This is a genomic window from Lysobacter fragariae, assembly GCF_054779775.1.
Map to the genome: position 1 here is coordinate 333,775 of NZ_BAAGXP010000006.1, position 25,044 is coordinate 358,818.

Genomic DNA, 25,044 nt, shown 5'->3' on the forward strand with positions numbered 1-25,044 from the left:
CAATGATCGACTGGCGACCGAGCGCCAATGTGGACGTGCTCCGCCTGCGCGCCCGCCTGAACGCGACGATCCGTGAATTCTTCGCGCAGCGCAGCGTCACCGAGGTAGAAACGCCGGTGCTGTCGCTGGCCGGTAACACCGATCCGAACATCGCTTCGTTCTCGCTGCAGTTCAGCGGTCGCACCGACGGCGCACCGCGCACCCGCTGGCTGCGTACGTCGCCGGAATATCCACTCAAGCGACTGCTGGCGGCCGGTTTCGGTGATTGCTACGAGCTGGGTCGCGTGTTCCGCGATGGCGAAGCTGGCGGCCGTCACAATCCCGAATTCACGATGCTGGAGTGGTATCGGCTCGGTTGGAATCATCGGACGCTGATCGAGGAAACGGCAGCGTTGGTGAATGCCGCGCTCGCGCTGGTCGAACGCCACGCGGAGTTGACGCTGGTGAGCTACCACGAGCTGTATCGCCGCGAGTTGGGGATCGATCCGGAAACCAGCAGCATGCACGACCTTCGTGCCGCGCTGGGCGACGTGCAGATCGATCCCGAAGGATTGACGCGCGACGACTGGCTGGACCTGCTGATGACCCACCGCCTGCAGCCAGCCTTTCCGGCGAACCAGTTGCTCGCGCTGTACGACTATCCGGCCTCGCAATGTGCACTGGCGCGCATCCGGCAGAATGCCGATGGCGTGCCGGTAGCCGAGCGCTTCGAGCTCTATCTGGGCCCGCTGGAACTCGCAAACGGCTATCACGAACTCACCGATGCGGTGGAGCAGGGCACGCGTTTCGATCGCGACCTGCAACGACGCGCGGAGCGTGGAGATTTGCGGTCACCGCGCGACGAAAATCTGCTCTCGGCACTGGCGGCTGGCTTTCCCGAATGCGCCGGCGTGGCATTGGGTGTCGATCGGCTGATGATGGCGATGCTCGGGACGACACGTATTGCGGACGTGCTGGCGTTCGATTTCAGCCGTGCCTGACCCTCTTTGGAGTCGAGCTCTGCTAGATACGCTTTTGCATCGCTTTTTCGGCGAGGCAAGTGGGTGATGGGAGCGTGCCGAGCATACGTCGGCTGTCATCCGGGATGTGGCGGAATCGGCTTGCTGCATCCATTCGATGAGCGGATCGTGGTTCACCGCCGGCCGCCGGCGCGGCTTCGACAATCTTCGTGCCCTGGTTTCACAGTGGGCCGGGCCGAGCCAACCACCGAAGCAGCTAGAATTCCCCCATGAACGACACTTTCGACTTCGACCGCTACGACCGCATCCGTCCCATCCGCTGGACGGGTAGCGCCCTGGAGCTCCTGGACCAGCGCAGGCTGCCCTTCGAGGTCCAGTACGTACGCTGCGAAACCAGTGACGAAGTCGCCGCCGCGATCCATTCGCTCACGGTGCGCGGCGCGCCGGCCATCGGCATCGCCGCAGCATGGGGCGTGGTGCTGGCGGGAATGACGATCGAAGCTGCGGATGGTGCGGAAGCCGCACACAAGCTCGAACCACCCATGCAGCGGCTCAACGACGCGCGCCCGACCGCAGTGAACCTCGCCTGGGCACTGGCGCGCATGCGCCGCGTGCTGGGTACGTCCGGGCCGGACTGGCGCGATGTGATCGCCCGTGAAGCCCAGGCGATCAACGACGAAGACCTCGCCGCCAACCGTCGCATGGGCGCGCTGGGCGCTGCCTTGATCGCGCCGGATAGCGGAGTGCTGACCCACTGCAACACCGGATCGCTGGCGACCGCGGGCTTCGGCACCGCACTCGGCGTCATTCGCGCCGGTGTCGCGCAGGGCCGCATCGGTCGCGTCTACGCCGGCGAGACCCGCCCGTGGCTGCAGGGCGCACGCCTGACCGTGTGGGAACTGCAACAGGACGGCATCCAACCAACGTTGATCGCCGATTCCGCGGCTTCACACCTGATGAAGACCGGTGCGGTGCAGTGGGTGGTCGTGGGCGCGGATCGCATCTGCGCCAACGGCGACACCGCCAACAAGATCGGCACCTATCAGCTGGCGATTGCCGCGCGCCACCACGGCGTCAAGTTCATGGTCGCGGCGCCGTCGTCCACGGTCGACATGGCCACGCCTTCGGGCGACGCCATCCACATCGAGGAGCGCGACCCGGGCGAGATGTTCGCCATCGGCGGCGTGCGCACCGCGGCCCACGACATCGGCGCCTGGAACCCGGTCTTCGACGTCACCCCGCACGACCTGATCGATGCGATCGTGACCGAGAAGGGCGTGATCGAGCGGCCGGACGAAGCCGCCATGAAGGCCGCTTTCGGTTCCTGATAGCCGCGTAGGGCGGGTCTTGAACCGCCATTTCCATGCGTCCCCGGAACCGGGAGCCGGCGGGTCAGGACCCGCCCAGCGAAGCTTTGGAGCCTTCGCCCGGAGCGTGCCTTGAGATGCCCAAAAGCCGCTCGCGACACCAAGGCTACGAATAACGCCAAAAACAGTTCGTAAGTGCTTGTTTCTGCGTGGGAATCGGGGTGCAGTACACCCCCGTTTCGTGCTACGATTTCACGTCTTTTGAAGCCGCCCTGAGCGAGCCGCAAATCACGCCCGCTCGGGCATGGTTTTGCCTATCGCTTCCATCAGGTGCGGTCCGATGCAAACGCACTGAACGGAACCTGTGAATGGCAGATCTCGCCAAGGAAATCATCCCGGTCAATCTCGAAGACGAGATGCGCCGCAGCTACCTGGATTACGCGATGAGCGTGATCGTGGGACGCGCGCTTCCCGATGTCCGCGATGGTCTCAAGCCCGTGCATCGCCGCGTCCTGTTCGCGATGCATGAGCTCGGTGCGCACAGCAACAAGCCGTACTTCAAATCGGCGCGTATCGTCGGTGACGTCATCGGTAAGTACCACCCGCACGGCGACACCGCGGTGTACGACACGCTGGTGCGCATGGCGCAGCCGTTCTCGCTGCGCTACATGCTGGTCGACGGGCAGGGCAACTTCGGTTCGATCGACGGCGACTCCGCCGCGGCGATGCGTTACACCGAAGCGCGCATGTCGCGCCTCTCGCACGAGCTGATGGCGGATATCGACAAGGAAACCGTCGATTTCCAGCCCAATTACGACGAAAAGGAACTCGAACCCACGGTCATGCCGACCCGGGTGCCGAACCTGCTCGTCAACGGTTCCGCCGGCATCGCGGTTGGCATGGCGACGAACATTCCGCCTCACAACCTTGGTGAGGTAGTCGATGCGACGATTGCGCTGATCGACGACCCTGCGATCGATATCGACGGCCTGATGCAGTACATCCCCGGTCCGGACTTCCCGACCGCGGGCATCATCAACGGCGTCGGCGGCATCCAGCTCGCCTACCGCACCGGTCGCGGCCGCGTGCGCATGCGCGCCAAGGCCGACATCGAAGTGAATGAGGACACCGGCCGCGAAGCCATCGCGGTGACCGAGATCCCGTATCAGGTCAACAAGGCTCGCCTGATCGAGAAGATCGCCGAGCTGGTGAAGGAAAAGAAGCTCGAGGGCATCAGCGAGCTGCGCGACGAGTCCGACAAGGATGGCATGCGCATCTTCATCGAGGTCAAGCGCGGCGAATCCGCCGAAGTGGTGCTCAACAACCTCTATCAGCAGACGCAGATGGAGTCGGTGTTCGGTATCAACATGGTGGCGCTGGTCGATGGCCGCCCGCAGCTGCTGAACCTCAAGCAGATACTCGAAGCCTTCGTGCGCCACCGTCGCGAAGTCGTCACCCGCCGCACCATCTTCGAACTGCGCAAGGCCCGTGCCCGCGCGCACATCCTGGAAGGCCTGACGGTCGCGCTCGCCAACATCGACGAGATGATCGAGCTGATCAAGACCTCGGCGAATCCGAACGAAGCGCGCGACCGCATGCTGGCGCGCACGTGGGAAGCAGGTCTCGTCGGCGCGCTGCTGGCGGCGACGGGCGCGGAAGCCTCGCGTCCGGAAGACCTGCCCAACGGCGTCGGCCTGATCGACGGCCGCTACCAGCTCACCGAAGTCCAGGCCCAGCAGATCCTCGAAATGCGCCTGCACCGCCTGACCGGGCTGGAGCAGGACAAGCTCACCGAGGAATACAAGCAGCTGCTCGAGACCATCCGCGGCCTGATCGAGATCCTCGAGAACCCGGCCGTGCTGCTCGAAGTGATCCGTACCGAGCTGCGCAACCTCAAGGAAGAATTCAACGACGCGCGCCGCTCCGAGATCCGTGCCAGCGAGGAAGATCTCGACATCCTCGACCTGATCGCGCCGGAAGACGTGGTCGTCACCCTGTCGCACTCCGGCTACGCCAAGCGCCAGCCGGTCAGCGCCTACCGTGCGCAGAAGCGCGGTGGCCGGGGCCGTAGCGCCGCGGCGACCAAGGACGAGGACTTCATCGACAAGCTGTGGCTGGTCAACACGCACGACACGCTGCTGACCTTCACCAGTTCCGGTCGCGTGTTCTGGCTGTCCGTGCACCAGCTGCCGGACGCCGGTCCGAATGCGCGCGGCCGCCCGATCATCAACTGGATCCCGCTGGAAGCCGGCGAACAGGTCCAGGCCGTGGTCCCGGTGCGCGAGTACGAGGAAGGCAAGTTCGTCTTCTTCGCGACCCGCAACGGCACGGTCAAGAAGACCCCGCTCACCGAGTTCGCCTTCCGCCTGCAGAAGGGCAAGATCGCGATCAACCTCGACGAGGGCGACGCGCTGGTCAATGCCGAACTTACCGACGGCACTCGCAACATCATGCTGTTCGCCAGCAACGGCAAAGCCGTGCGTTTCGCCGAGAGCGAGGTCCGCTCGATGGGCCGAACCGCCACCGGCGTGCGCGGCATCCGTCTGGCGGCAGGCGAAGTGGAGGGCGATGGCGAAGGCGAGGGTGGCGACGAGCCGGTGCTCACTGGCGGCGCCAAGGTCGTCAGCCTGATAGTGGTCGACGGCGACGGTGACATCCTCACCGCCAGCGAACGCGGCTACGGCAAGCGCACGCCGGTCGATGAGTACCCGTGCAAGAGCCGCGGCACCCAGGGCGTGATCGCGCTCAAGACCACCGAGCGCAACGGCCTGCTGGTCGGTGCGGTGCAGCTGTCGGACCACCACGAAGTCCTGCTGATTTCCGACGGCGGCACGCTGGTTCGTACCCGTGCGGCGGAGATCTCGCAGGTCAGCCGCAACACCCAGGGCGTCACTTTGATGCGACTGGCGGCCGACGAAACGCTGCAGGCGATCGAGCGTCTGGATGCGTCGCTGGACGAGGACGGCGAATTGCCTGAAGGCGAGACAACGACGTTGTCCGGTCCGGAAGACGAACCTCGTATTCCGCACTGAAACCGACACGCGCGTCCTTGAAAAACGCCGCCTTCGGGCGGCGTTTTTCTTTGCGCGGGGCGGATCCGGGCCCTCGGCGCCCGATTCATCCACCAGTTGTTACCTCGAAGGATCAGGCGGCAATGTCTACCCGGCAGTTCACTGGCCAAAGGCCCGCGAATGGCAATCACCACTGTGAGGAACCGCACAATTTCTATACGCTCATGCGCAAACTCACGGAGAGACGCATGAAGCGAAGTACCCCGCTGGATGGAACCGTTACGGCCCGCCTGTTGTGCGGGCTGATCTTTATGGTGCTTGCGCTTGCGCTGACACTGCCGCTGGGTGGCTGCAAGCGCGACGCCGACGGCCAGCTGCCGGAGGTCACCGGCGAGAAGATCGTGGTCAAGCGTGAAGCGGTGAAGGGCTTCGGCCTGGTTGCCGCCTATCCCGACCAGGATGAGGACGACGAACTCGCCATCGCCCTGGAGTTCAGCCGGCCGCTGGTCGGCACGCAGGAATTCGACTCGCTGATTTCCGTCACCGACAAGGAAGGCGCACCGGTCAAGGGCAGCTGGGTGCTGGACGACAAGGGCGACGACGAAGGCAAGGTCCTGCGCTTCCCGCACGTGGAAGCCAGCAAGGACTACATCGTCATCCTGCGCGCGGGCCTGACCGCCGCCGACGGCAACCGCCTCGGCCGCGAGGAGCGCCGCAGTGTCTACACCGGGCCGCTGGATCCGGTCGTCGGCTTCGCTTCGCAGGGCAGCGTGCTGCCGGCACGCGAGAGCCGCGGCCTGCCGGTAGTGTCGATCAACGTGCCGGAAGTCGACGTCGAGTTCCTGCACGTGAAGGAGAAGGACCTTCCCCGCTTCTTCGCCGAATACCAGCGTGGCGGTCGCCGCAGCGGCTGGGACCTGGAGCGCGACTACTCCTGGGACGACGACGACGGCACCGAACACATCCGCACGCCGCTCTCCAAGATGGCTGAGCCGGTCTACGTCAACCGCTTCGTGCTGGGTGGCAAGAAGAACGAGCGCGTGCTGACTTACCTGCCGCTGCAGGACATCAAGGAACTGCAGGAACCAGGCCTGTACTTCGCGGTGATGAAGCGCACCGGCACGTTCAAGGATCAGTTCGATACCGCTTTCTTCACCGTGAGCGACCTGGGCCTGCACACGCGCGCCTACAAGGACAAGCTGTTCGTCCATGCCGCGTCGCTTGAAACCGGCGCGGCCGTCAGCGGCGTCGAGCTGAAGGTACTCAACGGCGACGGCGAGCCGGTGATCAAGGCCAGCGTCGACCGCAACGGCAACGCGATGCTCGATTACAAGCTCGACGCCGCCCATGTGCTGATCGCGCAGAAGGGCAGCGACGTGTCGATGCTGCCGTTCAACCAGCCGGCGCTGGACCTGTCCGAATTCGCCGTGGCCGGTCGTGAGCAGGCGTGGTTCGACGTTTTCGCATGGTCGGGTCGCGACCTCTATCGCCCCGGCGAAACCGTCCGCCTGTCCGCGCTGCTGCGCGACCAGGACGGTTTGCCGATCGCTGCGAAGGGCAAGAGCGGATTGCAGCCCGTGTTCGTGCGCTATGTGCAGCCCGACGGCAAGACCTTCCTGGAAACCAAGTTGCAGCCCGATCCGCAGGGTTATGTCCGCCACCAGCAGGTAGTTCCGGTCGACGCGCCCACCGGCCGCTGGCGGGTGGAATTCCGCACCGATCCGGCGAGCAAGGACGCCGTGCAGGGCATGACGCTGCGCATCGAGGAATTCCTGCCGGAGCGCATGAAGCTCGATCTCGCTGCGCAGGACGTCATCAAGCCGGGTGAAGCCGTGCACCTGCAGGCGACGGGCGCCTATCTCTACGGCGCGCCGGCTGCGTCGAACCGCTTTACCGCCAAGCTCGCGGTGGCGGTCGAGCAGCATCCGCTCGAGCAGCTGCCGGGCTGGTTCTTTGGTGATCCCACGCTGAAGTTGCCGAAGGAAGCCAAGGACGTCATCGACACGTCGCTGGACGCGGACGGCAAGCTGGAGGAGGACATCGCGCTGCCCGAAGAAGCCAAGCCGACCAGCACCATCGCGGCGATAGTCACTGGCAGCGTGTTCGAGACCGGTGGCCGCAGCGTCAACCGCAGCCTCAAGCGCGTGCTGTGGCCTGCGGGCGAACTCGTCGGCGTGCGTCCGCTGTTCGACGACAAGGAAGGCGCGGATGCCGACGCGGATGCGGGCTTCGAACTCGGCCGCTATGGCGCCGATGGCAAGCCGCGTCCGGGCAAGGGCCTGCGCGTCAATCTCGTCCGCGAACACCGCGACTACCACTGGAACTGGAACGACGACGGCGGCTGGGACTACGACTACAACAGCCGCTACGAGGACATCACCACCCGCGTGATCGACTTCGACGGATCGCCGGTCAAGCTGAATTTCCCGGTGGAGTGGGGCGAGTACCGCCTGGACGTGTTCGATCCGGCGACGAAGCTCACCACGCGCTATCCGTTCACGGCGGGCTGGAGCTGGAGCGACGAGAACCGTGGCCTCGATGCGCGTCCTGACAAGGTCAAGCTCGCGCTCGACAAGACCGGCTATCGCACCGGTGACGTGGTCAAGGTCACCCTCACGCCGCCGCATGCCGGCAAGGGCCTGCTGATGGTCGAAAGCGACCACATGCTCTACGTGCAGGACATCGAGGCGAAGGCGGGCAGTACGTTCGAAATTCCCGTGACGAAGGACTGGGAACGCCATGACGTCTACATTTCCGCAGTGATCTTCCGCGGCGGCACTGCGCCGAGCAAGATCACGCCGGCGCGCGCGGTCGGTATCGCGCACGTGCCGATGGATCGGCGCGATCGCAAGGTGGCCGTGGGCGTCGCTGTTCCCAAATTGATGCGACCCGAGCGCGACCTTCCGGTGGTGGTGAGCGCGCCGGAGCTGGCGGGCCAGGATGCGTACGTCACCGTGTCCGCGGTGGACGTCGGCATCATCAACATCACGCGCTTCCCGGTGCCGGATGCCGCTGCGCATTTCTTTGCCCAGCGCCGTCTCGGTGTGGATGCATACGACGTGTACGGCCGCGTGATCGAGAGTTTCGACGGTGGTACGGCGAAGATCCGCTTCGGCGGCGACGCCGCGCTGGAAGCACTACCGCAGGCGCGTCGTCCGACCTCGCGCGTGCAGACGGTGGATCTGTTCAGCGGTCCGGTGAAGCTGGACGCGAAGGGCCTGGCCAAGGTGAGCCTGCCCGTCCCCGACTTCAACGGCACGCTGCGTGTGTCGGCGCTGGTGTATTCGGGCGGCAAGTACGGCAGCAAGGACAATGAGACCATCGTCCGCGCACCGGTGCTGGCCGAAGCCAGCCTCCCGCGCGTGCTCGCGCCCGGCGACCGCAGCAGTGTGACGCTGGACCTGCAGAACTTCACCGGCAAGCCGGGCGAATTCAAGGTGAACGTGGTCGGTATTGGCCCGCTGTCGCTTGCCGACGGCACGCGCACCGCGAAGCTCGCTGTCGAAGGCAAGACCACCTACACCTTCCCGCTGGTGGCGAAAGAGGGCTACAGCACCGCGCAGGTCCGTGTCCGCGTGGATGGCAACGGCTTCAAGGTCGACCGCAAGTACGACGTGCCGGTACGTCCGGCGTGGCCGCAGGTCATGCGCTCGCGCACGAAGGTGCTCAACGACCTCGCCGCGATCCAGCTGGATGGTGATCTGGTCGACGGGCTGATGTCGAACTCGGTGAACGCACGCATGGTGGTCAGTGCGCTGCCGCCGATTCCCTTTGCTGCCGCGCTGGAAGACGCACTGCGCTATCCCTACGGTTGCGCCGAACAGACCACCAGCAAGGGCTACGCCGCGCTGGAACTCGACGAGGCCACCGCGAAGATGCTCGGCGTGACCGGACTTGGCGACAAGCAGCGTCGGGAGCGCATGGAAGGCGCGTTCGGCCGGTTGGCGTCGATGCAGGTCAGCTCGGGCCACTTCTCGATGTGGGGCGACGGCGACTACATCAACCAGGGGCTCACGCCTTACATCGTCGAGTTCCTGCTGGATGCGCGCGACGCCGGCTTTGCCGTGCCGGACACCATGCTGCAGAAGGCGCTGAAGGCGCTCAACGAGGACCTGCTCGCCGGTGGCGCGCCGTTCTATGGCTCCGACCATCGCGATCACCTCAAGTTCGCTTACCAGGCGCACGCCGGTTACGTGCTGGCGCGCGTCAATCGGGCGCCGCTGGGCACGCTGCGCGCGTTGTACGACAACAGCCGCAAGCAGACCCTGACCGGGCTGCCGCTCGTGCACCTCGGTCTTGCGTTGTCGATACAGGGCGACAAGAACCGCGGTGCCAAAGCGATCGCAGCGGGTTTCGCGTTCGACGAGAAAGATCGTCCGCATTACCTGGGCGATTACGGCAGCCGCATCCGCGACGATGCATTGATGGTCGCGCTGGTCCACGAGCGTGGTTACGACAAACCGGAGTTCGACTCCCGTGTCGTGGCACTGGGTCGCGAACTGGATGTCCGCCGCAAGCAGCGCTGGTTCTGGCTGAGCACGCAGGAGCAGGTCGCATTGGCGCGACTGGGCAAGGCGCTGATGGCGGACCAGGGCAAGCTGGTATCCGGCCAGTGGAAGGTGGGCGCGGATACCTCTGATGCGTCGGCGGCGCGGTTTGTCGGCCGCCTGTTCGACATCGAGGCGATTTCCCGTGGTGTCAGCTTCACGCCACAGGGTGCGACGCCGCTGTACGCCAGCCTGGAAGTCGCGGGCGTGCCGCGCAGTGCGCCCGAGCCGGATACCTCGACGCTTACCGTCACGCGCAAGTACTACAACACCGACGGTTCGGCCTGGAGCGGCGGCACGCTGGAGGAGGGCGACAGCCTGATCGTGCAGCTCAGCATCAAGAGCAGCGTCGATATGCCCGATGCGCTGGTGACCGACCTGTTGCCTGCCGGCCTTGAGATCGAGAACTTCAACCTCGGCGACGCCAAGCAGTGGGCGGGCGTGGTGGTGGATGGCATCGAGATCGCCGACCGCGACGAAGCCGCCGAAGTCCGCCATGAGGAATACCGCGACGACCGCTACGTCGCTGCGCTCAAGCTCAGCACGTACGACACGGCGCGGCTGTTCTACCTGGTGCGTGCGGTAACCCCGGGCACCTACACCGTGCCGCCATCGCTGGTGGAGGACATGTATCGCCCCGACCTGCGCGGCGTTGGCAAGGCCAGTCCGGCCACGCTGACGGTGAAGCAGCCCGGGCGGTAATCGCAGGAAAAAGAAAATCCGGTGCCGGGCGTTCCGGCACCGGAAGCAATCGTCGAAGCAACGTCGTGACGCGTCGGAGTATCGGCGCGTTGCCACCAGTCGAGCCCTCCTTGGACGCGCCCGTAATCCATCGCAGCAGCAATCGCCCGCGTCGGGAAGCGCATGACAGCGCCGACGCGCCTTCATTCCCCATACGCCGAAGCTGGCTGCCGCGAATGAATCGCCGCTTCGGCCTGAATGCAATCCTTGCGACGCTGGTCCTGGCCACCGTCGCGATGCTGCTGGACCTGGCATTCCCATTGCCCTTGCCACGCCAGCGCGATGCCGGCGCGGTCGTCCTGGCGCGCGATGGAACGCCGTTGCGTGCCTTCGCCGATCGCGGTGGCATCTGGCGATACCCAGTCACGATGGGTCAGGTCTCGCCGCTGTACGTGCAGGCGCTACTGACCTATGAGGATCGCTGGTTCTGGCATCACGCTGGCGTCAATCCGCTGGCGCTGTTGCGCGCAGGTGGTCAGTGGTTGCGCAATGGCCATGTGGTGTCGGGCGGTTCGACGCTGACGATGCAGGTGGCGCGCATCATCGATCCGCACTCGCGCACGCCTTGGGGCAAGATCAGGCAGCTCGCTCGCGCATTGCAGCTGGAAGTCCACCTGAGCAAGCGCGAGATCCTTGAGCTGTATCTCAATCGCGCGCCATTCGGTGGCACCGTGGAAGGCGTGGAAGCCGCCAGCTGGGCTTATCTGGGCAAGCCTGCGGCGCAGCTGTCGCAGGCCGAGGCCGCACTGCTCACGGTGCTGCCGCAATCGCCCAGCCGGCTGCGTCCGGATCGCGAACCCGAACGTGCACGCATCGCCCGCGACAAGGTGCTCGAGCGCATGTCGGCGCTGGGCGTGTGGTCGCGCGCGGAAGTGCGGGATGCGCGCGTCGAGCCCGTCGTCGCGCGTTCGCTGCAGCCGCCCTCACACGCGGCCCTGCTTGCGCAGCGCCTGCGCGTGGCGAACCCGAAATCCGCGCGTATCGAATCCACCATCGACATCGACCTGCAGCGCACATTGGAAGACCGCGTCTCCGCGTACTTCTCCAACCTGCCCGAACGCACGTCCGCGGCGTTGCTGGTGGTGGACAACGCGACACTGGAAGCGCGCGCGTATGTCGGTTCCGTCGAGTTCGGCGACAAGGCGCGGTTGGGCCACGTGGACATGGTCAAGGCCTGGCGTTCGCCCGGATCGACACTCAAGCCGTTCCTGTACGGACTGGCTTTGGACGATGGGCTGATCCATTCCGAAAGCCTGCTGGTCGATGCGCCGCAGGCGTTCGGCGACTACCGGCCGGGCAACTTCGACATGGCGTTCAACGGTCCGGTCGGTGCGGCCGAAGCGTTGCGACTGTCGCTCAACGTGCCGGCGGTGGACATGCTCGATCGCGTCGGCCCATCGCGTTTTGCCGCGCGCCTGGCCAATGCCGGCATCGACCTGAAGTGGCCGAGCGGCGGCAAGCCGAACCTGGCCATGATCCTCGGCGGCACCGGCGCGCGCCTGGAGGATCTGGTCGGCGCGTATTCCGCACTGAACCGCGACGGCATCGCCGGTCGCGTGCGTTACCAGCCCGATGCGCCGACGGTGGATCGTCGGCTGCTGTCACCGGGCGCGGCGTGGATCATCCGCGACATCCTGGAAGCCAATCCACGTCCCGGCAGCATCGCCGACACCTTCGACCAGCGTGGCCGGCCGCGCGTGGCCTGGAAGACGGGAACCAGCTACGGCTATCGCGACGCCTGGGCGCTGGGCAGTACGCGGCGTTACAGCGTTGGCGTGTGGGTGGGACGACCGGATGGAACACCGCTTCCCGGGCAATACGGCGTGGTGACGGCGCTGCCGTTGCTGTTCGAGGTGATCGACAGCCTGCCTGCACAACGTGGCGATGGTGCGCCACGGCCACCACCGTCCAACGTGGTGCAGGTGGAGGTGTGCTGGCCACTGGGTGTGCAGTTGGATCCACAGGCACCTCAGCTTTGTCGCAAGCGTCTTAAAGCATGGACGCTGGACGGCGTGGTGCCGCCGACATTCGCCGAACGCGATGCGCGGTTGTGGAACGCAGGACGCGAACGCTTCGATATCGATGCGAAGACCGGATTGCGCCTGTCCGCCGATTGCACGGCACAACACGAGCGTCGCAGCAGTGAACTGGCGCGCTGGCCGGCGCTGGCGTCGCCGTGGTTGGCGGTTGAGACGCGTGTCGCGGCGCGATTGCCGGCGCTGTCGCCGGACTGTGCGCCCGACGGTCGTGACGCCACCGAAGAGCTGCGCATCGAAGGCATCAATGACAACGCCACCCTGGCGCGTGCACCGAACAGCGTGAAGCCGCTGCATCTGTCGATACGCGCCATCGGCAGCGAAGCGCGCATCCGCTGGCTGCTGGATGGCCGCCTGATTGGCGAGTCACTCGGCGCGGGCAACTTCGCCCATGACTTCATCGAAACCGGCAACCACACATTGACGGCGTTGGCCGATAGCGGCGCGTGGTCGCGGGTGAGTTTCCGGGTGTTGCGATGAGGCGTCGTTCACGACGTCGGAACACTCACCGTCGACTTCGTCCTTGAGTTCCGCGAACCTTCGACGAGAACCGGAGCGCCGTAAACCGACGCTCCGACTGCAGTGGCGCGTCAACCGCGCAGCTGCTCCAGCATGTGCTCCGCCGACGACACCTTGAATTCGCCCGGCGCTTCGACGAACAGCTTCTTCACGAAGCCGTCTTCCGCATACAGCGCGAAACGGCGCGAACGCGTACCCATGCCGTAGCCGCTGGCGTCCAGCTCCAGCCCGAGTGCGCGGGTGAAGTCACCGTTGCCGTCGGCCAACATCATCAGTCCGTCCGGAACGTGCTGGCTTTCGCCCCAGGCCTTCATCACAAAGGCGTCATTGACCGACATGCAGGCCACGGTGACGCCGAGGTCCAGGAACTCGTCGTAGTGTTCGACGTAACCGGGCAGGTGGCGCTCCGAGCACGTCGGCGTGAAGGCGCCGGGGACGGAGAACAGCACCAGCTTCCGGCCGTCGTAAAGGGTATGGGTGTCGATCTTTTCCACGCCTTCGCGGATGTGCTGCAACGTGGATTCGGGCAGGCGGTCGCCAACCTGGATGCTCATGCGGGGTTTCTCCTGTGGGGGAGCCAAGTCTACTTGCGATGTCGTTCATCGCGTTCGAGGAGGCTTGAAATCGGCCCGATGGCTGCCATTCTGGCGACAGCCAGAACAAGCAAGCGCGGAGCCGGAACCATGCAGTTCAAGGACTACTACGAAACGCTGGGTGTCGAACCCGGCGCCGGTGAGGCCGAGATCAAGGGCGCGTATCGCCGGCTCGCGCGCAAATATCACCCGGATGTCAGCAAGGAGCCGGGCGCGGAAGAAAAGTTCAAGGCCATCAACGAAGCCTACGAGGCGCTGCGCGATCCCGAGAAGCGCACCGCCTACGACCAGCTGCGATCACGCGGCTATCGCCCCGGCGACGAAGTGCAGCCGCCTCCGGGTGGATTCGGTGGGGGTTTCGGCGGTCCCGGATTCGAGGAGATCTTCGCTGGCGGTGGTGCTGGCGGCGGGTTCAGTGACTTCTTCGAGCAACTCTTTGGCCGCGGTCGTGGTGCCGGACCCGGCGCACCGCCGCCGGGTGCACGCGACACGCGGGCAAAGCTGGCGGTGTCGCTGGAATCGGTCTTTGCCGGCAGTCCGGCGCGCATCGGCGTGGGTGGCAAGACGCTCGAAGTGCGGATTCCCAAAGGGATCAAGCCGGGGCAGGTGATACGCCTTGCGGGCCAGGGTGGTGTTGGTCAAGGCGGCATGCGCGGCGACCTCCTGCTTGAGGTCGAATATGCCGCCCACCCGCAATTCGAAGTCGACGGCCGCAACATCATCCACGTGCTCGCGCTGGCGCCGTGGGAAGCCGCGCTGGGGGCCACCATCAGCGTGCCGACGCTCGGTGGACCGGTCGAACTGAAGATTCCGGCGAAGTCGGAAAGTGGTCGCAAGCTGCGGCTGCGAGGCCGTGGCCTGCCCGGCGCGACGCCCGGGGATCAGATCGTGGAACTGGAAATACTCGCGCCCAAGCCGGAAGTCCCGGCGCAGCAGGCTGCCTACGAGGCGCTGCGCGAGGCGTTTGGTGAGGAGTGGCGCCGGGCGTGAAGCCACCCGGCCGTGGCAAACGAAGGCCTGCCACTGGCCATGAAATTCACTGATGCGGCGTCCAGCTTGGACTGACCGTTTGGAGCGGTCGGGATCAGCTGTTGGGAGCGGCTGCCTGGAGCCGTCCTGCCCGACTGAAGCCGCCGTCGAGCGTCTGCCGCGATGCTTACTTCACGATCAGCTGCGTGATGATCTCGGAGAGATCGCCTTCGCTGAACGGCTTGGTGATGTAGGCCTTGGCGCCCTGACGCATGCCCCACATGCGGTCGGTGTCCTGGTCCTTGGTGGTCACCAGGACGACAGGAATGTGGCTCGTGGCCGGATTCTTGCTGATCGAACGGGTGGCCTGGAAACCGTTGAGGTTCGGCATCACCACGTCCATCAGGACCAGGTCCGGCAGTTCGCGCGTGCAGACTTCCACGCCAGCGGCGCCGTCCTCGGCGACGATGGCTTCATGGCCGAGCTTCTCGACGATGCGGCGGATACCCATCAGCTGCGACGGAGAGTCGTCGACGATCAGGATGCGGGCCATGTGTACTTCCCCTGGAGTTGAACCGATTGTAACGGGGCCGTGTGGCGCCGCAAGCCGTTACAGCGTAACCAGCGTACGGCCGAACGACCCGCCTGTGAGCATGGTCGCAAACACCTCCGGCAGCTGCGCCAAGCCGACGTCGCGCGTGCAGATGCGATCCAGGCGCCTTGGCTTCCAGTCGGTGGCCAGGTGCTGCCAGACCTGTTCGCGGATGTCCCGCGCGGTTCCGGCGGAGGCCACCCCGACGAGCGACACGCCACGGATGATGAACGGCATCACCGAGGTCGGCAGCTCCGGCGAGGCCGCAAGGCCGGCGCTGGCGACATTTCCGTAAGGCGCGGTCTGCGCCAGCATGCTGGCCAGCATCGCTCCGCCGACGTTGTCCAGGCCGCCGCCGAAGCGGGCCGATTCCATCGGGCGCGTAGTCGCCAGTGCGTCGCGCCCCAGCACCTGGCTGGCGCCGATGGCCTTCAGGTAGTCGGCCTGGTCGGCCTTGCCGCTGATCGCGTGTACCTCGAAACCGGCGCGGCTGAAGATGTCCACCGCCAGCGAACCGACGCCGCCAGTCGCGCCGGTAACGGCCAGCGGCCCCAGGTCGGGCGTCTGGCGGTTGTCGGTCATCCGGAGCAGGGCCAGCGCAGCGGTGAAGCCAGCGGTGCCCAGGATCATGCTTTCGCGCAGGCTGAGGCCTGACGGCAGCGGGATGGTCCACTGCGCTTCCAGTCGAGCGTATTCACCGTAGCCGCCATCGCGGGTTTCGCTCAGGCCGGAGCCGGTTGCCAGCACCGCGTCGCCTTCCTTGAGCCGCGGGTCGGTGGAAGCCACGACATGACCGGCGACGTCGATGCCGCCGACCAGCGGGAATTTCCGCAGGATCTTGCCCTGACCGGTGCCGGCGAGCGCGTCCTTGTAGTTGACCGAGGAGAACGCGGTCTTGATGACGACTTCGCCGGGGTTGAGGTCGTCGAGCGACAACTGCTCGATGCCGCTGCGGTAGCCGGAAGCGTCGTTGTGGATGCGGAAGGCGTTGAAGCGCGTGGTGCTCATTGCAGGGTGGTTTCCTTTTCGGGTTCCGGTGCGTCCGCGTCGGGAGCGTGATCGTTGTCCTTCAGCAGGAAGATGCGTGGGCCGTCGACGCGCCAGTGCAAGCCGTTCTGCGTCGTAGATACGTAGATCGGCCGGGCGTACTGCATGCTCATGAACACATGGAACATGGTGGGCGCGGCCGACGTAACGTGGGTCACCATCAGCGCAGTGGGCTGCTCCAGCTCCGTCATGGGGCAACCCTTGGTTTGCGAGTAGCGACTCAGGATCGTGTTGCCATCCTCGCTGATGCGGAACATGTGGTAGCCACCCAACGGGGCGGACTTGTTGTCCGTCCAGGCGGACATCACGAAGACCAGGATTTCCGTGCGTCCGGTTTCGTTGGATTCGATGACCACTGTATTGGGCGTGTGGTCGGTACAGATACCCAGGTCTTCGGCGGAAAGCGCCAATGCCTTCGCGCGCAGGAGACGTTCCTCGCGCTCCGTCACGGGCTCCAGTGGCGAGAGCCGGTGCGCATTGACCGCCTTGATCGTGTCCAGGTCGAAGGTGCCGCTCGCAAATGCGGCAACCTTGCCATCCTGTTCGATGAAGTAGCGGACCTCGACGTCGTCGCTGCTGCGGTCCTGCAGCGTCAACCACCCGCGTCCATTGCCGGCGATGTCGTCGAAGTCCTTGCCTGCCACCAATGCGTCCGTCGTCAGCCAGGCCGCGAGGTCGTGCACACGGATCATGCGCCCGACGAACTCGGCAATGCTCACGTCCTCGCGGTACTTTTCCGGGATGTCACAGGCTAGGCGGCGCGATTCCTCATCGGCGTTGGCTGGAAGGTGGTGGGCGTCCTCGCAATCGTGCGGGGCGACGGTACGTTCCTTATCGGCGGCCCATGTGAGCAGCGGCGTCAGCAGCAACGAAACCAGAAGCGCCACCCGTATCAACGTCGCGTTCATTCGTGTTCCCGTGATGTCAGCGCAACTCGCCACGACGTTTCTCGTCCAGCCACTTCGAGGCGTGCGCAGGCTTGTAGTCGTTCATCCACGCCAGCATCGCGCCGATGTCGTCGCCATGCCACAGATCGCGGCGCTGGTCCGCGTGCAGGAATCGTTCCTCCACCATGCGATCCATCATCGCGATCAACGGCGCATAGAAGCCATCGACATCCAGGAACGCGCAGGGTTTGTCGCCGATGCCAAGCTGGCGCCAGGTCAGCATCTCGAACATCTCATCCAGCGTGCCGAAGCCACCGGGCAGGGCGATGAACCCGTCGGCGATGTCGAACATGCGCGCCTTGCGTTCGTGCATGTTGGCGACGATTTCCAGCCGGGTCAGTCCCTGGTGCGCGACTTCCCAGCCGACCAGCTGCTCGGGGATCACGCCGATGACTTCGCCGCCGGCTTCCAGTGCGGCGTCGGCGACTGTTCCCATCAGGCCGACGTTGCCGCCGCCATACACCAGCGCGATGCCGTCCTTCGCCAGCTGGGTGCCGAGCGCGATCGCGCGTTCGGCGTAGACCGGCTTGCTGCCGGCGTTGGAACCGCAATAGACACAGACAGATCGCATGTTGGGTGTGGCAGTCATCAGGTGGATTCGAGCAGCATGATGCCGGACATCCGCAGGTTGGCTTCGCGCATGGCCTTGGGCTGGATGTTCAGCAACAGGTTCCAGAGCCACGCGCCGCGCATCTTGCGGTCCAGGCGTTGCGCCTCGCTCCAGCTTGAACGGAACTCGGCCTCGCGCCAGCCGAACGGGGTGAAGTACGCCGTGCCTTCCGCGGGACCGAAGCGGAACGGCGCGTTGCCTTCGCGCAGCTTTGGCGACCAGTTCCTTTCCAGCATCTTCAGGAGCTTCGGCGAAGCAAGATCGGACAACCACCACTTTGCCTTGGCGATGTCATGCAGATCGCGGGCGAGGGCAGCGACGTCGTTCGATTCGAGGTAGATCAGCAGCCCTTCGGTGATCACCAGCACGGGACCGTGTCCGGCGGCCTGGGCGAAGACCTCGCGCCGCGTGTCGGCTTCACGCAGGTCTGCCGCGATGAATTCCAGTTGGCAGCGCGGCGTTTCGCCGGTCATGCCGGTGCGGAAATACTCGACCATCTCCGGCATGTCGACATGCAGCCAGCGCAGGTTCGCCGGAAGTGCGAGGCGATAGGGACGGGCATCGAGGCCGGCGGCGAGGTTCAGCACCGTCGTCGCGCCCTGCTGCACGCAGCGCAGGACGATTTCGTCCATCACTGCGGTACGCACCACCAGCGGCCAGCTCATCGATTTGCCCTGCGGCATGGCATCGACGATGGCCTGGCCGCGCTCGCCCGCGAGGCGCCGCGCGTAGGGGTCATGGAAGATCGCGTCCGGACGCTCGCTTTCCATCGCGCGGTAGACCGCGACCCAGAGCGCGGTATCGGACACGTTGCGGATGGGGCTTTTATGGATGGTGTCTGCGGACATGACCAGGCTCCTGCGGGATCACTGTGTGGAACCGCGGGCCAACAGCCATTGTGTCAGCGTGACACCGGCAAAACCCGCGAGTGCGGCCACACCGAATGACAGGAAGATATTCCAGCCCTGTCGCAACGTGACGGCGAGGACGACGAAGAACGGCATGCCACCCAGCACGAACCAGAAGATGCCCATCGACAGGTCGGCCACCTGCTTCGCATCGCGCGTGTCGGCATAGAGCCAGACCAGCACCAGCAGTGAGGTGAGCGGCAGCGACGCAACCAGCGCTCCCACCCAGCCATGCCGCTTCGCCAAAAAAGAGGCCGCCAGCACCAATGCGACGGTGATGGCGGCCTTGAGCAGGAACTGTGCGTTCACTGCAGGTATCGCGTTAGTTGGCCTTGTGGATCGAACGCTTGTGCACGGCCATCGCGGCGTCGTGCACGGCTTCGGACAGGCTCGGGTGTGCGTGGCAGATGCGGGCGAGGTCGTCGGCGGAGCCCTTGAACTCCATCGTCAGCACGCCTTCGTGCACGAGTTCCGACACGTTCGCGCCGACCAGGTGCATGCCCAGCACGGTGTCGGTCTCGGCATGCGCCAGCACCTTCACGAAGCCCGCCGGTTCGGCCATCGCCACCGCGCGACCCACGGCCGCAAACGGGAAGCTGCCGGCCTTGTACGGAATGCCTTCGGCCTTGAGCTGTTCCTCGGTCTTGCCGACCCAGGCGATCTCCGGCTCGGTGTAGATGACCCACGGAATCGTGTCGAGGTTGACGTGGCCCGGCAGGCCGGCGATCAGCTCGGCGACGGCGATGCCTTCCTCGAAACCCTTGTGCGCCAGCATCGGGCCGCGCACGCAGTCGCCGACCGCCCACACGCCGTCAACGCCGGTGTGGCAGTGCTCGTCGACTTCGACCATGCCGCGCGCGTCGACCTTCACGCCCGTGCCATCGGCCAGCAGATTCTTCGTCGCGGCGCGACGGCCCACGGCCACCAGCAGCTTGTCGACGACGATGGTCTGTTCGCCCTTGTCGTCGGTGTAGGTGACATGCACGCCGTCCTTCTTCACCTCGGTCTTGCTGACCTTGGCGCCGAGGCGGATGTCGAGGCCCTGCTTCTTGAACTCGCGTGCGGAGACCTTGGCCACTTCGGCATCGGCGGCGGCGAGGAAGTTCGGCAGCGCTTCGAGCACCGTGACCTGCGAACCCAGGCGATTCCACACGCTGCCCAGTTCCAGGCCGATCACGCCGGCGCCGATCACGCCCAGGCGCTTGGGCACCGTTTCGAAATCCAGTGCGCCGACGTTGTCGACGATGTGCTCGCCGAACTTGGCGAACGGCAGCTCGATCGAATCCGAACCGGCCGCGATGATCACGTTGGTGCCCTTCAGCTCAACCGTGCTGCCGTCGTGCTGCTTGACCGAGACGACGTTGCCCGGCTGCAGCTGGCCGAAGCCGTAGAACGGCGTGACCTTGTTGGCCTTGAACAGCGAGGCGATGCCGCCGGTGAACTGCTTGACGATCTTGTCCTTGCGGCCAACCATCGTCTTGACGTCGATCTTCGCGTTGTCGAAGCCGATGCCGTGCTCGCCGAAGATGTGGCCCATGTTCCAGAACTGGCGCGAGCTGTCGAGCAGCGCCTTCGACGGAATGCAGCCCACGCGCAGGCAGGTGCCGCCGAGGGCCGGCTTGCCGTCCTTGCCGAGCGCGGCGTCGATGCACGCGGTCTTCAGGCCGAGCTGCGCGGCGCGGATGGCGGCGTGGTAACCGGCAGGGCCGGCGCCGATGACGACTACGTCGAATTGCTGCTGTTCGCTCATTTTGCTTTTTTCCTGCGGTTCCTTCTCCCTCCGGGAGAAGGTGGCGCGAAGCGCCGGATGAGGGTGCGGCGAAGCAATGATGTTTCGAGCTGACTATTGAAATCGGGATCTGAGGGATGGTCGCTTCGCCGTACCCTCACCCCCAACCCCTCTCCCGGTGGGAGAGGGGCTCGAAGTGCATTACATGCCCAACAGCATGCGGTGCGGGTTCTCGAGCTGGTTCTTGATGTCGACCAGGAAGAGCACCGCGTCCTTGCCGTCGATGATGCGGTGATCGTAGGACAGCGCGATGTACATCATCGGCGCGGCGACGACCTGGCCGTTCTCGACGATCGCGCGTTCCTTGATGGCGTGCATGCCCAGGATCGCCGACTGCGGCGGATTGACGATCGGCGTCGACATCAGCGACCCGAAGGTGCCGCCGTTGGTGATGGTGAAGGTGCCGCCCTGGAGGTCTTCCAGCTTCAGGCCGCCTTCGCGTGCCTGCTTGGCGTAGGTCGCGATGCCGCCTTCGATGTCGGCGAAGGACATGCGCTCGACATTGCGCAGGACCGGCGTGACCAGGCCCTTGTCGGTCGACACGGCGACGGAGATGTCGGCGTAGCCGTGGTAGATCACGTCGTTGCCATCGACCGAGGCGTTGACCACCGGGTACTTCTGCAGCGCGTTGGCCGCGGCCTTGGCGAAGAAGCTCATGAAGCCGAGCTTGATGCCATTGGCCTTCTCGAAGGCCTCGCCCAGCTCCTTGCGCATCGCCATGACCTTGCCCAGGTTCACTTCGTTGAACGAGGTGAGCATGGCGATCGAATTCTTCGACTGCATCAGGCGCTCGGCGATGCGGGCGCGCATGCGGGTCATCGGCACGCGCTCTTCCGGACGCGCGCCGCCACCCACGCCGGCGGTCTTGCCGCTGGCGTAGTTGACGATGTCTTCCTTGGTGACCATGCCGCGGCGGCCGGTGCCTTCGACCTGCGAAGCGTCGACGCCCGAAGTCGTGGCGGCGAAGCGCGCACCCGGCGGCAGGTCGGCGGACTTGGCGGCCGGAGTCGGCGCGGCAGCAGCCTTGGCCGGGGCAGCGGCAGGTGCTGCCGGGGCAGCAGCAGGTGCAGCCGCCGGAGCGGCCGCAGCAGGCGCCGCAGCGGCGGCACCGGCTTCGACAATGCCGATCAGCTGCTGGCTGTTGACCGTCGCGCCTTCAGCGAACTTGATTTCCTTGAGCACGCCGTCGACCGGCGAGGGGACTTCCAGCACGACCTTGTCGGTTTCCAGGTCGACCAGGTTCTCGTCGCGCTTCACCGCGTCGCCGACCTTCTTGTGCCAGGTGGCGATGGTCGCGTCGGAGACGGATTCCGGCAGGACCGGGACTTTGATTTCGGTGCTCATTGGGACGTCCTTAAGAATTGAATGCGTTTCGAACGAAGCAGGAATCTGATGGTCGGTGGAGCGGAACAGCAGGTCCCTCGCCAGGCTCGGGATGACAGCAAATGCGGATGCGGCAAACGATTACTCGGCGCAGGTTTCGCCGCGCAGCGGATTGACCAGGGCATCGGCGACCAGCGTGGTCTGCTCGATGACGTGATCGCTGAAGTGACCCGCGGCGGGCGACGGCGAGCGCGCGCGCCCGGTGTAGTGCAGCGACTGCTTCGGGGCCAGGCATGCGCTCAGGTGATGGCGGATCTGGTACCACGCACCCTGGTTCTGCGGCTCTTCCTGACACCACACGACGTCGGTCGCGCCGGCGAAGCGCTTGAGTTCAGCCGCCAGCTCCGTGCGGGGGAACGGATACAGCTGTTCCACGCGAACGATCGCGACGTCCTCGAGCTTCTGCTTCTGCGCTTCTTCCAGCAGGTCGTAATAGACCTTGCCACCGCAGACGACGACGCGCTTTACCTTCTTGGCATTCGCGGCGGCATCCGGGATCAGCTGCTGGAACTCGCCCTTGGACAGTTCGTCCAGCGACGACACGGCCAGCTTGTGGCGCAGCAGCGACTTCGGCGTCATCACCACCAGCGGCTTGCGCGTGGTCATGCGCATCTGCCGGCGGATCATGTGGTAGGCCTGCGCCGGCGTGGTCGGCGTGCAGACGATCATGTTCTCCAGCGCGCACAGCTGCAGGAAGCGCTCAAGGCGTGCGGAGGAGTGCTCCGGGCCCTGGCCTTCGTAGCCGTGCGGCAGGAACAGTGCCAGGCCGCACAGGCGGCCCCACTTGGCTTCGCCCGACGACAGGAACTGGTCGATCACCACCTGTGCGCCGTTGGCGAAATCGCCGAACTGTGCTTCCCAGATGTCCAGCGTCATGGGATCGGCGGTGGCGTAACCGTATTCGAACGCCATCACCGCTTCCTCGCTCAGCAGCGAGTCGATGATGGTGACGTCGGCCGGGTTCTTCACCAGGCGACGCAGCGGCAGCACGTATTCGTCCGTGGTCTGCTCGTGCAGGATCGCATGGCGGTGGAAGAAGGTGCCGCGGCCGCAGTCCTGACCGACCAGACGCAGCTTGTAGCCTTCGTCCAGCAGCGTCGCGTAGGCAAGGTTCTCGGCGAAGCCCCAGTCGCCCGGCAGCTCGCCGGCGGACATCTTGCGGCGGTCTTCGTAGATCTTGGCAACGCGCGGATGCAGCTTGAGCGTATCCGGCACGTCGTTGATGGTGATGGCGAGCTTCTTCAGCTTCTTGCCGTCGAACGTCGTGTCGACCTTGTCGCCCAGCTTGCCCTTGAGCCACGGCGACCAGTCGATCGCGAACTCGTCCGGCTTCACCGTGGTGAGTTCGGTGGTGACCACGCCATCGTCGAGCTTCTGGCGATGGTTGTCGACGAGCGCCTGAGCGTCGGCTTCGGTGATCACGCCTTCGCTGACCAGCTGCGCGGCATACAGCTCGCGCGGCGTCTTGTGCTTGCGGATCACCTGGTACATCAGTGGCTGCGTTGCCGCCGGTTCGTCGGCCTCGTTGTGGCCGTGGCGGCGGTAGCAGACCAGGTCGATGACGACGTCGCGGCCGAAACGGCTGCGATAGTCCAGCGCCAGTTCGGCGCAGAACACCACGGCTTCCGGATCGTCGCCGTTCACGTGCACAACAGGTGCACCGACCATCTTGGCCACGTCGGTGCAGTACAGCGTGGAACGCGCGTCCTGGCGCTCGCTGGTGGTGAAGCCGACCTGGTTGTTGATGACGATGTGGATGGTGCCGCCGACGCGGAAACCGCGTGCCTGCGACATCTGGAACAGTTCCATCACCACGCCCTGTCCGGCGAACGCGGCGTCGCCGTGGATCAGGACCGGGATGACCTGCTGCGTGCCCTTGTCGCCGCGACGACCCTGGCGCGAACGCACCGAACCGACAACCACCGGGTCGACGATTTCCAGGTGCGAGGGATTGAACGCGAGAGCCAGGTGCACCGGGCCGCCGGGCGTGGCGACGTCGGCGGAGAAACCCATGTGGTACTTCACGTCGCCCTGGTGGGCGAGGTCGTTGTGGACGTGCTCGAACTTGCCTTCGAACTCGTCGAACAGCTGGCGCGGCGGCTTGCCGAGCGAGTTGACCAGGACGTTGAGGCGGCCGCGGTGGGCCATGCCGACGATCACGTCCTTGCCGCCCTGTTCGCCTGCGCGACGGATGGTGGTGTCCATCAGCGGGATCAGCGCATCGCCGCCTTCCAGCGAGAAACGCTTCTGGCCGACGTACTTGGTGCCGAGGTAACGCTCCAGGCCATCGGCGGCCGTGAGGCGTTCGAGGATGCGCTTCTTGTCGTCTGCGGTGCGGCCGTACTTGCCGCCGGCGGTTTCAAGGCGCTCCTGCATCCAGCGACGCTGTTCGACGTCGGTGATGTGCATGTACTCGGCGCCGATCGAGCCGGTGTAGGTGGCCTTGAGCAGGGCGACGAGGTCGCCGAGCTTCATGCGTTCCTTGCCGCCAACGCTGCCGGTGCTGAACTCGGTCGACAGGTCGCTCTCGGACAGGCGATGGAAGCCGATCGCCAGGTCTGGCGCTTCGGTCTTGACCATCATGCCCAGCGGGTCGAGGTTCGCGGCCAGATGGCCACGCGAGCGATAGGCGGTGATCAGCTTGCCGACGGCGCGTTCGCGCTCATCGCCGCCGCCCGTGGCGACCGCCAGCTTGCCGGAAGCGGCGAGCTTGCCGGCCACGGCGATCTGGTCGATGACGGCGGAGTGGGGGACGTCTCCGGCTTCGCGGCCCTTGAAGGCGTCGAAATACGCTTTCCATTTCGGCCCGACGCTGTCGGGAGCGACCAGGTATTGCTCGTACAGGTCTTCGATGAAGGCGGCGTTGGCGCCGAGCTGCGATGACTGGGCAAACTGCTTGAGGAGACTGTCCACGATGGTGTCGGGAAGATCCGGTTGATTTTGAGGTAAGCCGTTGATGCGGCGGGCTTTTGGGAGAGGCGCCGGTGCGTCGGCGCGAGCCGGGCACGAAAGGGCCAAAATTATAGCCGTAGCCAATGTCGCGCTGCATCATGGATTTGGCAATGAGGGCGCGCCGCTGGGTGGCC

The 25,044-nt window shown here is 65.4% G+C and carries 16 protein-coding genes; 6 read left to right on the plus strand and 10 right to left on the minus strand.

Annotated features, from left to right (window positions below):
• Window positions 1–2 precede the first annotated feature (2 nt).
• The 5 genes from epmA (at window position 3) to pbpC (ending at window position 13,081) form a co-directional block, all read left to right on the plus strand.
• Window positions 3–980, plus strand: coding sequence for an EF-P lysine aminoacylase EpmA (gene epmA, locus ACYVD7_RS07535; protein WP_460761135.1), 978 nt, complete (start codon window positions 3–5; stop codon window positions 978–980).
• Between the two features lie 248 nt (window positions 981–1,228).
• A complete protein-coding gene (gene mtnA / locus ACYVD7_RS07540) occupies window positions 1,229–2,287 on the plus strand; it encodes an S-methyl-5-thioribose-1-phosphate isomerase (protein ID WP_460761138.1) in 1,059 nt (352 codons plus the stop codon).
• Between the two features lie 347 nt (window positions 2,288–2,634).
• Window positions 2,635–5,298, plus strand: coding sequence for a DNA gyrase subunit A (gene gyrA / locus ACYVD7_RS07545; RefSeq protein WP_460761140.1), 2,664 nt, complete (start codon window positions 2,635–2,637; stop codon window positions 5,296–5,298).
• Window positions 5,299–5,588: 290 nt separating this feature from the next.
• Window positions 5,589–10,526 (plus strand): alpha-2-macroglobulin family protein, encoded by a 4,938-nt coding sequence (locus tag ACYVD7_RS07550; protein WP_460761865.1) that lies wholly within the window; start codon window positions 5,589–5,591, stop codon window positions 10,524–10,526.
• A 215-nt stretch (window positions 10,527–10,741) separates the two neighbouring features.
• Window positions 10,742–13,081 (plus strand): penicillin-binding protein 1C, encoded by a 2,340-nt coding sequence (gene pbpC, locus ACYVD7_RS07555; RefSeq protein ID WP_460761143.1) that lies wholly within the window; start codon window positions 10,742–10,744, stop codon window positions 13,079–13,081.
• Between the two features lie 110 nt (window positions 13,082–13,191).
• Here the strand turns inward: pbpC and ACYVD7_RS07560 are convergent, their stop codons facing one another.
• Entirely contained in the window at window positions 13,192–13,674 is a 483-nt protein-coding gene (locus ACYVD7_RS07560; RefSeq protein ID WP_460761145.1) for a redoxin family protein, read from the minus strand.
• A gap of 129 nt (window positions 13,675–13,803) precedes the next feature.
• Here ACYVD7_RS07560 and ACYVD7_RS07565 point away from each other — a divergent pair, with 129 nt between their 5' ends.
• A complete protein-coding gene (locus ACYVD7_RS07565) occupies window positions 13,804–14,703 on the plus strand; it encodes a DnaJ C-terminal domain-containing protein (RefSeq protein WP_460761148.1) in 900 nt (299 codons plus the stop codon).
• A 166-nt stretch (window positions 14,704–14,869) separates the two neighbouring features.
• On the opposite strand, the gene pilH is transcribed toward ACYVD7_RS07565, so the two are convergent.
• The 9 genes from pilH to ACYVD7_RS07610 all read right to left on the minus strand — a co-directional run bounded on the left by pilH (window position 14,870) and on the right by ACYVD7_RS07610 (window position 24,871).
• Entirely contained in the window at window positions 14,870–15,235 is a 366-nt protein-coding gene (gene pilH, locus ACYVD7_RS07570; protein WP_460761151.1) for a twitching motility response regulator PilH, read from the minus strand.
• Between the two features lie 57 nt (window positions 15,236–15,292).
• Window positions 15,293–16,282 (minus strand): YhdH/YhfP family quinone oxidoreductase, encoded by a 990-nt coding sequence (locus tag ACYVD7_RS07575; RefSeq protein ID WP_460761153.1) that lies wholly within the window; start codon window positions 16,280–16,282, stop codon window positions 15,293–15,295.
• The gene (locus ACYVD7_RS07580; RefSeq protein ID WP_460761155.1) at window positions 16,279–17,229 is read right to left on the minus strand and encodes a hypothetical protein; all 951 of its coding nucleotides are present in this window, start codon (window positions 17,227–17,229) and stop codon (window positions 16,279–16,281) included. Before ACYVD7_RS07580 ends, ACYVD7_RS07575 begins: the two co-directional genes overlap by 4 nt.
• A gap of 16 nt (window positions 17,230–17,245) precedes the next feature.
• A complete protein-coding gene (locus tag ACYVD7_RS07585; protein ID WP_460761867.1) occupies window positions 17,246–17,839 on the minus strand; it encodes an LOG family protein in 594 nt (197 codons plus the stop codon).
• A 17-nt stretch (window positions 17,840–17,856) separates the two neighbouring features.
• Window positions 17,857–18,726 carry a class I SAM-dependent methyltransferase gene (locus ACYVD7_RS07590; RefSeq protein WP_460761158.1) on the minus strand — a complete coding sequence of 290 codons (870 nt, stop codon included), beginning with the start codon at window positions 18,724–18,726 and terminating at the stop codon, window positions 17,857–17,859.
• A gap of 18 nt (window positions 18,727–18,744) precedes the next feature.
• Complete coding sequence (locus tag ACYVD7_RS07595) at window positions 18,745–19,095, minus strand: DUF3147 family protein (protein WP_460761160.1); 351 nt, start codon at window positions 19,093–19,095, stop codon at window positions 18,745–18,747.
• 13 nt (window positions 19,096–19,108) lie between these two features.
• Window positions 19,109–20,536 carry a dihydrolipoyl dehydrogenase gene (gene lpdA, locus ACYVD7_RS07600; protein WP_460761162.1) on the minus strand — a complete coding sequence of 476 codons (1,428 nt, stop codon included), beginning with the start codon at window positions 20,534–20,536 and terminating at the stop codon, window positions 19,109–19,111.
• Window positions 20,537–20,716: 180 nt separating this feature from the next.
• On the minus strand, window positions 20,717–21,919 hold the full coding sequence (sucB, locus tag ACYVD7_RS07605) for a dihydrolipoyllysine-residue succinyltransferase (protein WP_460761165.1): 1,203 nt from the start codon (window positions 21,917–21,919) through the stop codon (window positions 20,717–20,719).
• A gap of 120 nt (window positions 21,920–22,039) precedes the next feature.
• The gene (locus tag ACYVD7_RS07610; RefSeq protein ID WP_460761167.1) at window positions 22,040–24,871 is read right to left on the minus strand and encodes a 2-oxoglutarate dehydrogenase E1 component; all 2,832 of its coding nucleotides are present in this window, start codon (window positions 24,869–24,871) and stop codon (window positions 22,040–22,042) included.
• Window positions 24,872–25,044 lie beyond the last annotated feature (173 nt).

Excerpts from the sequence above, each read along its gene's own strand:
- epmA (WP_460761135.1), top strand. The coding sequence starts at position 3 with ATGATCGACTGGCGACCGAGCGCCAATGTGGACGTGCTCCGCCTGCGC.
- mtnA (WP_460761138.1), top strand. The coding sequence starts at position 1,229 with ATGAACGACACTTTCGACTTCGACCGCTACGACCGCATCCGTCCCATC.
- gyrA (WP_460761140.1), top strand. The coding sequence starts at position 2,635 with ATGGCAGATCTCGCCAAGGAAATCATCCCGGTCAATCTCGAAGACGAG.
- ACYVD7_RS07550 (WP_460761865.1), top strand. The coding sequence starts at position 5,589 with ATGGTGCTTGCGCTTGCGCTGACACTGCCGCTGGGTGGCTGCAAGCGC.
- pbpC (WP_460761143.1), top strand. The coding sequence starts at position 10,742 with ATGAATCGCCGCTTCGGCCTGAATGCAATCCTTGCGACGCTGGTCCTG.
- ACYVD7_RS07560 (WP_460761145.1), bottom strand. The coding sequence starts at position 13,674 with ATGAGCATCCAGGTTGGCGACCGCCTGCCCGAATCCACGTTGCAGCAC.
- ACYVD7_RS07565 (WP_460761148.1), top strand. The coding sequence starts at position 13,804 with ATGCAGTTCAAGGACTACTACGAAACGCTGGGTGTCGAACCCGGCGCC.
- pilH (WP_460761151.1), bottom strand. The coding sequence starts at position 15,235 with ATGGCCCGCATCCTGATCGTCGACGACTCTCCGTCGCAGCTGATGGGT.
- ACYVD7_RS07575 (WP_460761153.1), bottom strand. The coding sequence starts at position 16,282 with ATGAGCACCACGCGCTTCAACGCCTTCCGCATCCACAACGACGCTTCC.
- ACYVD7_RS07580 (WP_460761155.1), bottom strand. The coding sequence starts at position 17,229 with ATGAACGCGACGTTGATACGGGTGGCGCTTCTGGTTTCGTTGCTGCTG.
- ACYVD7_RS07585 (WP_460761867.1), bottom strand. The coding sequence starts at position 17,839 with ATGCGATCTGTCTGTGTCTATTGCGGTTCCAACGCCGGCAGCAAGCCG.
- ACYVD7_RS07590 (WP_460761158.1), bottom strand. The coding sequence starts at position 18,726 with ATGTCCGCAGACACCATCCATAAAAGCCCCATCCGCAACGTGTCCGAT.
- lpdA (WP_460761162.1), bottom strand. The coding sequence starts at position 20,536 with ATGAGCGAACAGCAGCAATTCGACGTAGTCGTCATCGGCGCCGGCCCT.
- sucB (WP_460761165.1), bottom strand. The coding sequence starts at position 21,919 with ATGAGCACCGAAATCAAAGTCCCGGTCCTGCCGGAATCCGTCTCCGAC.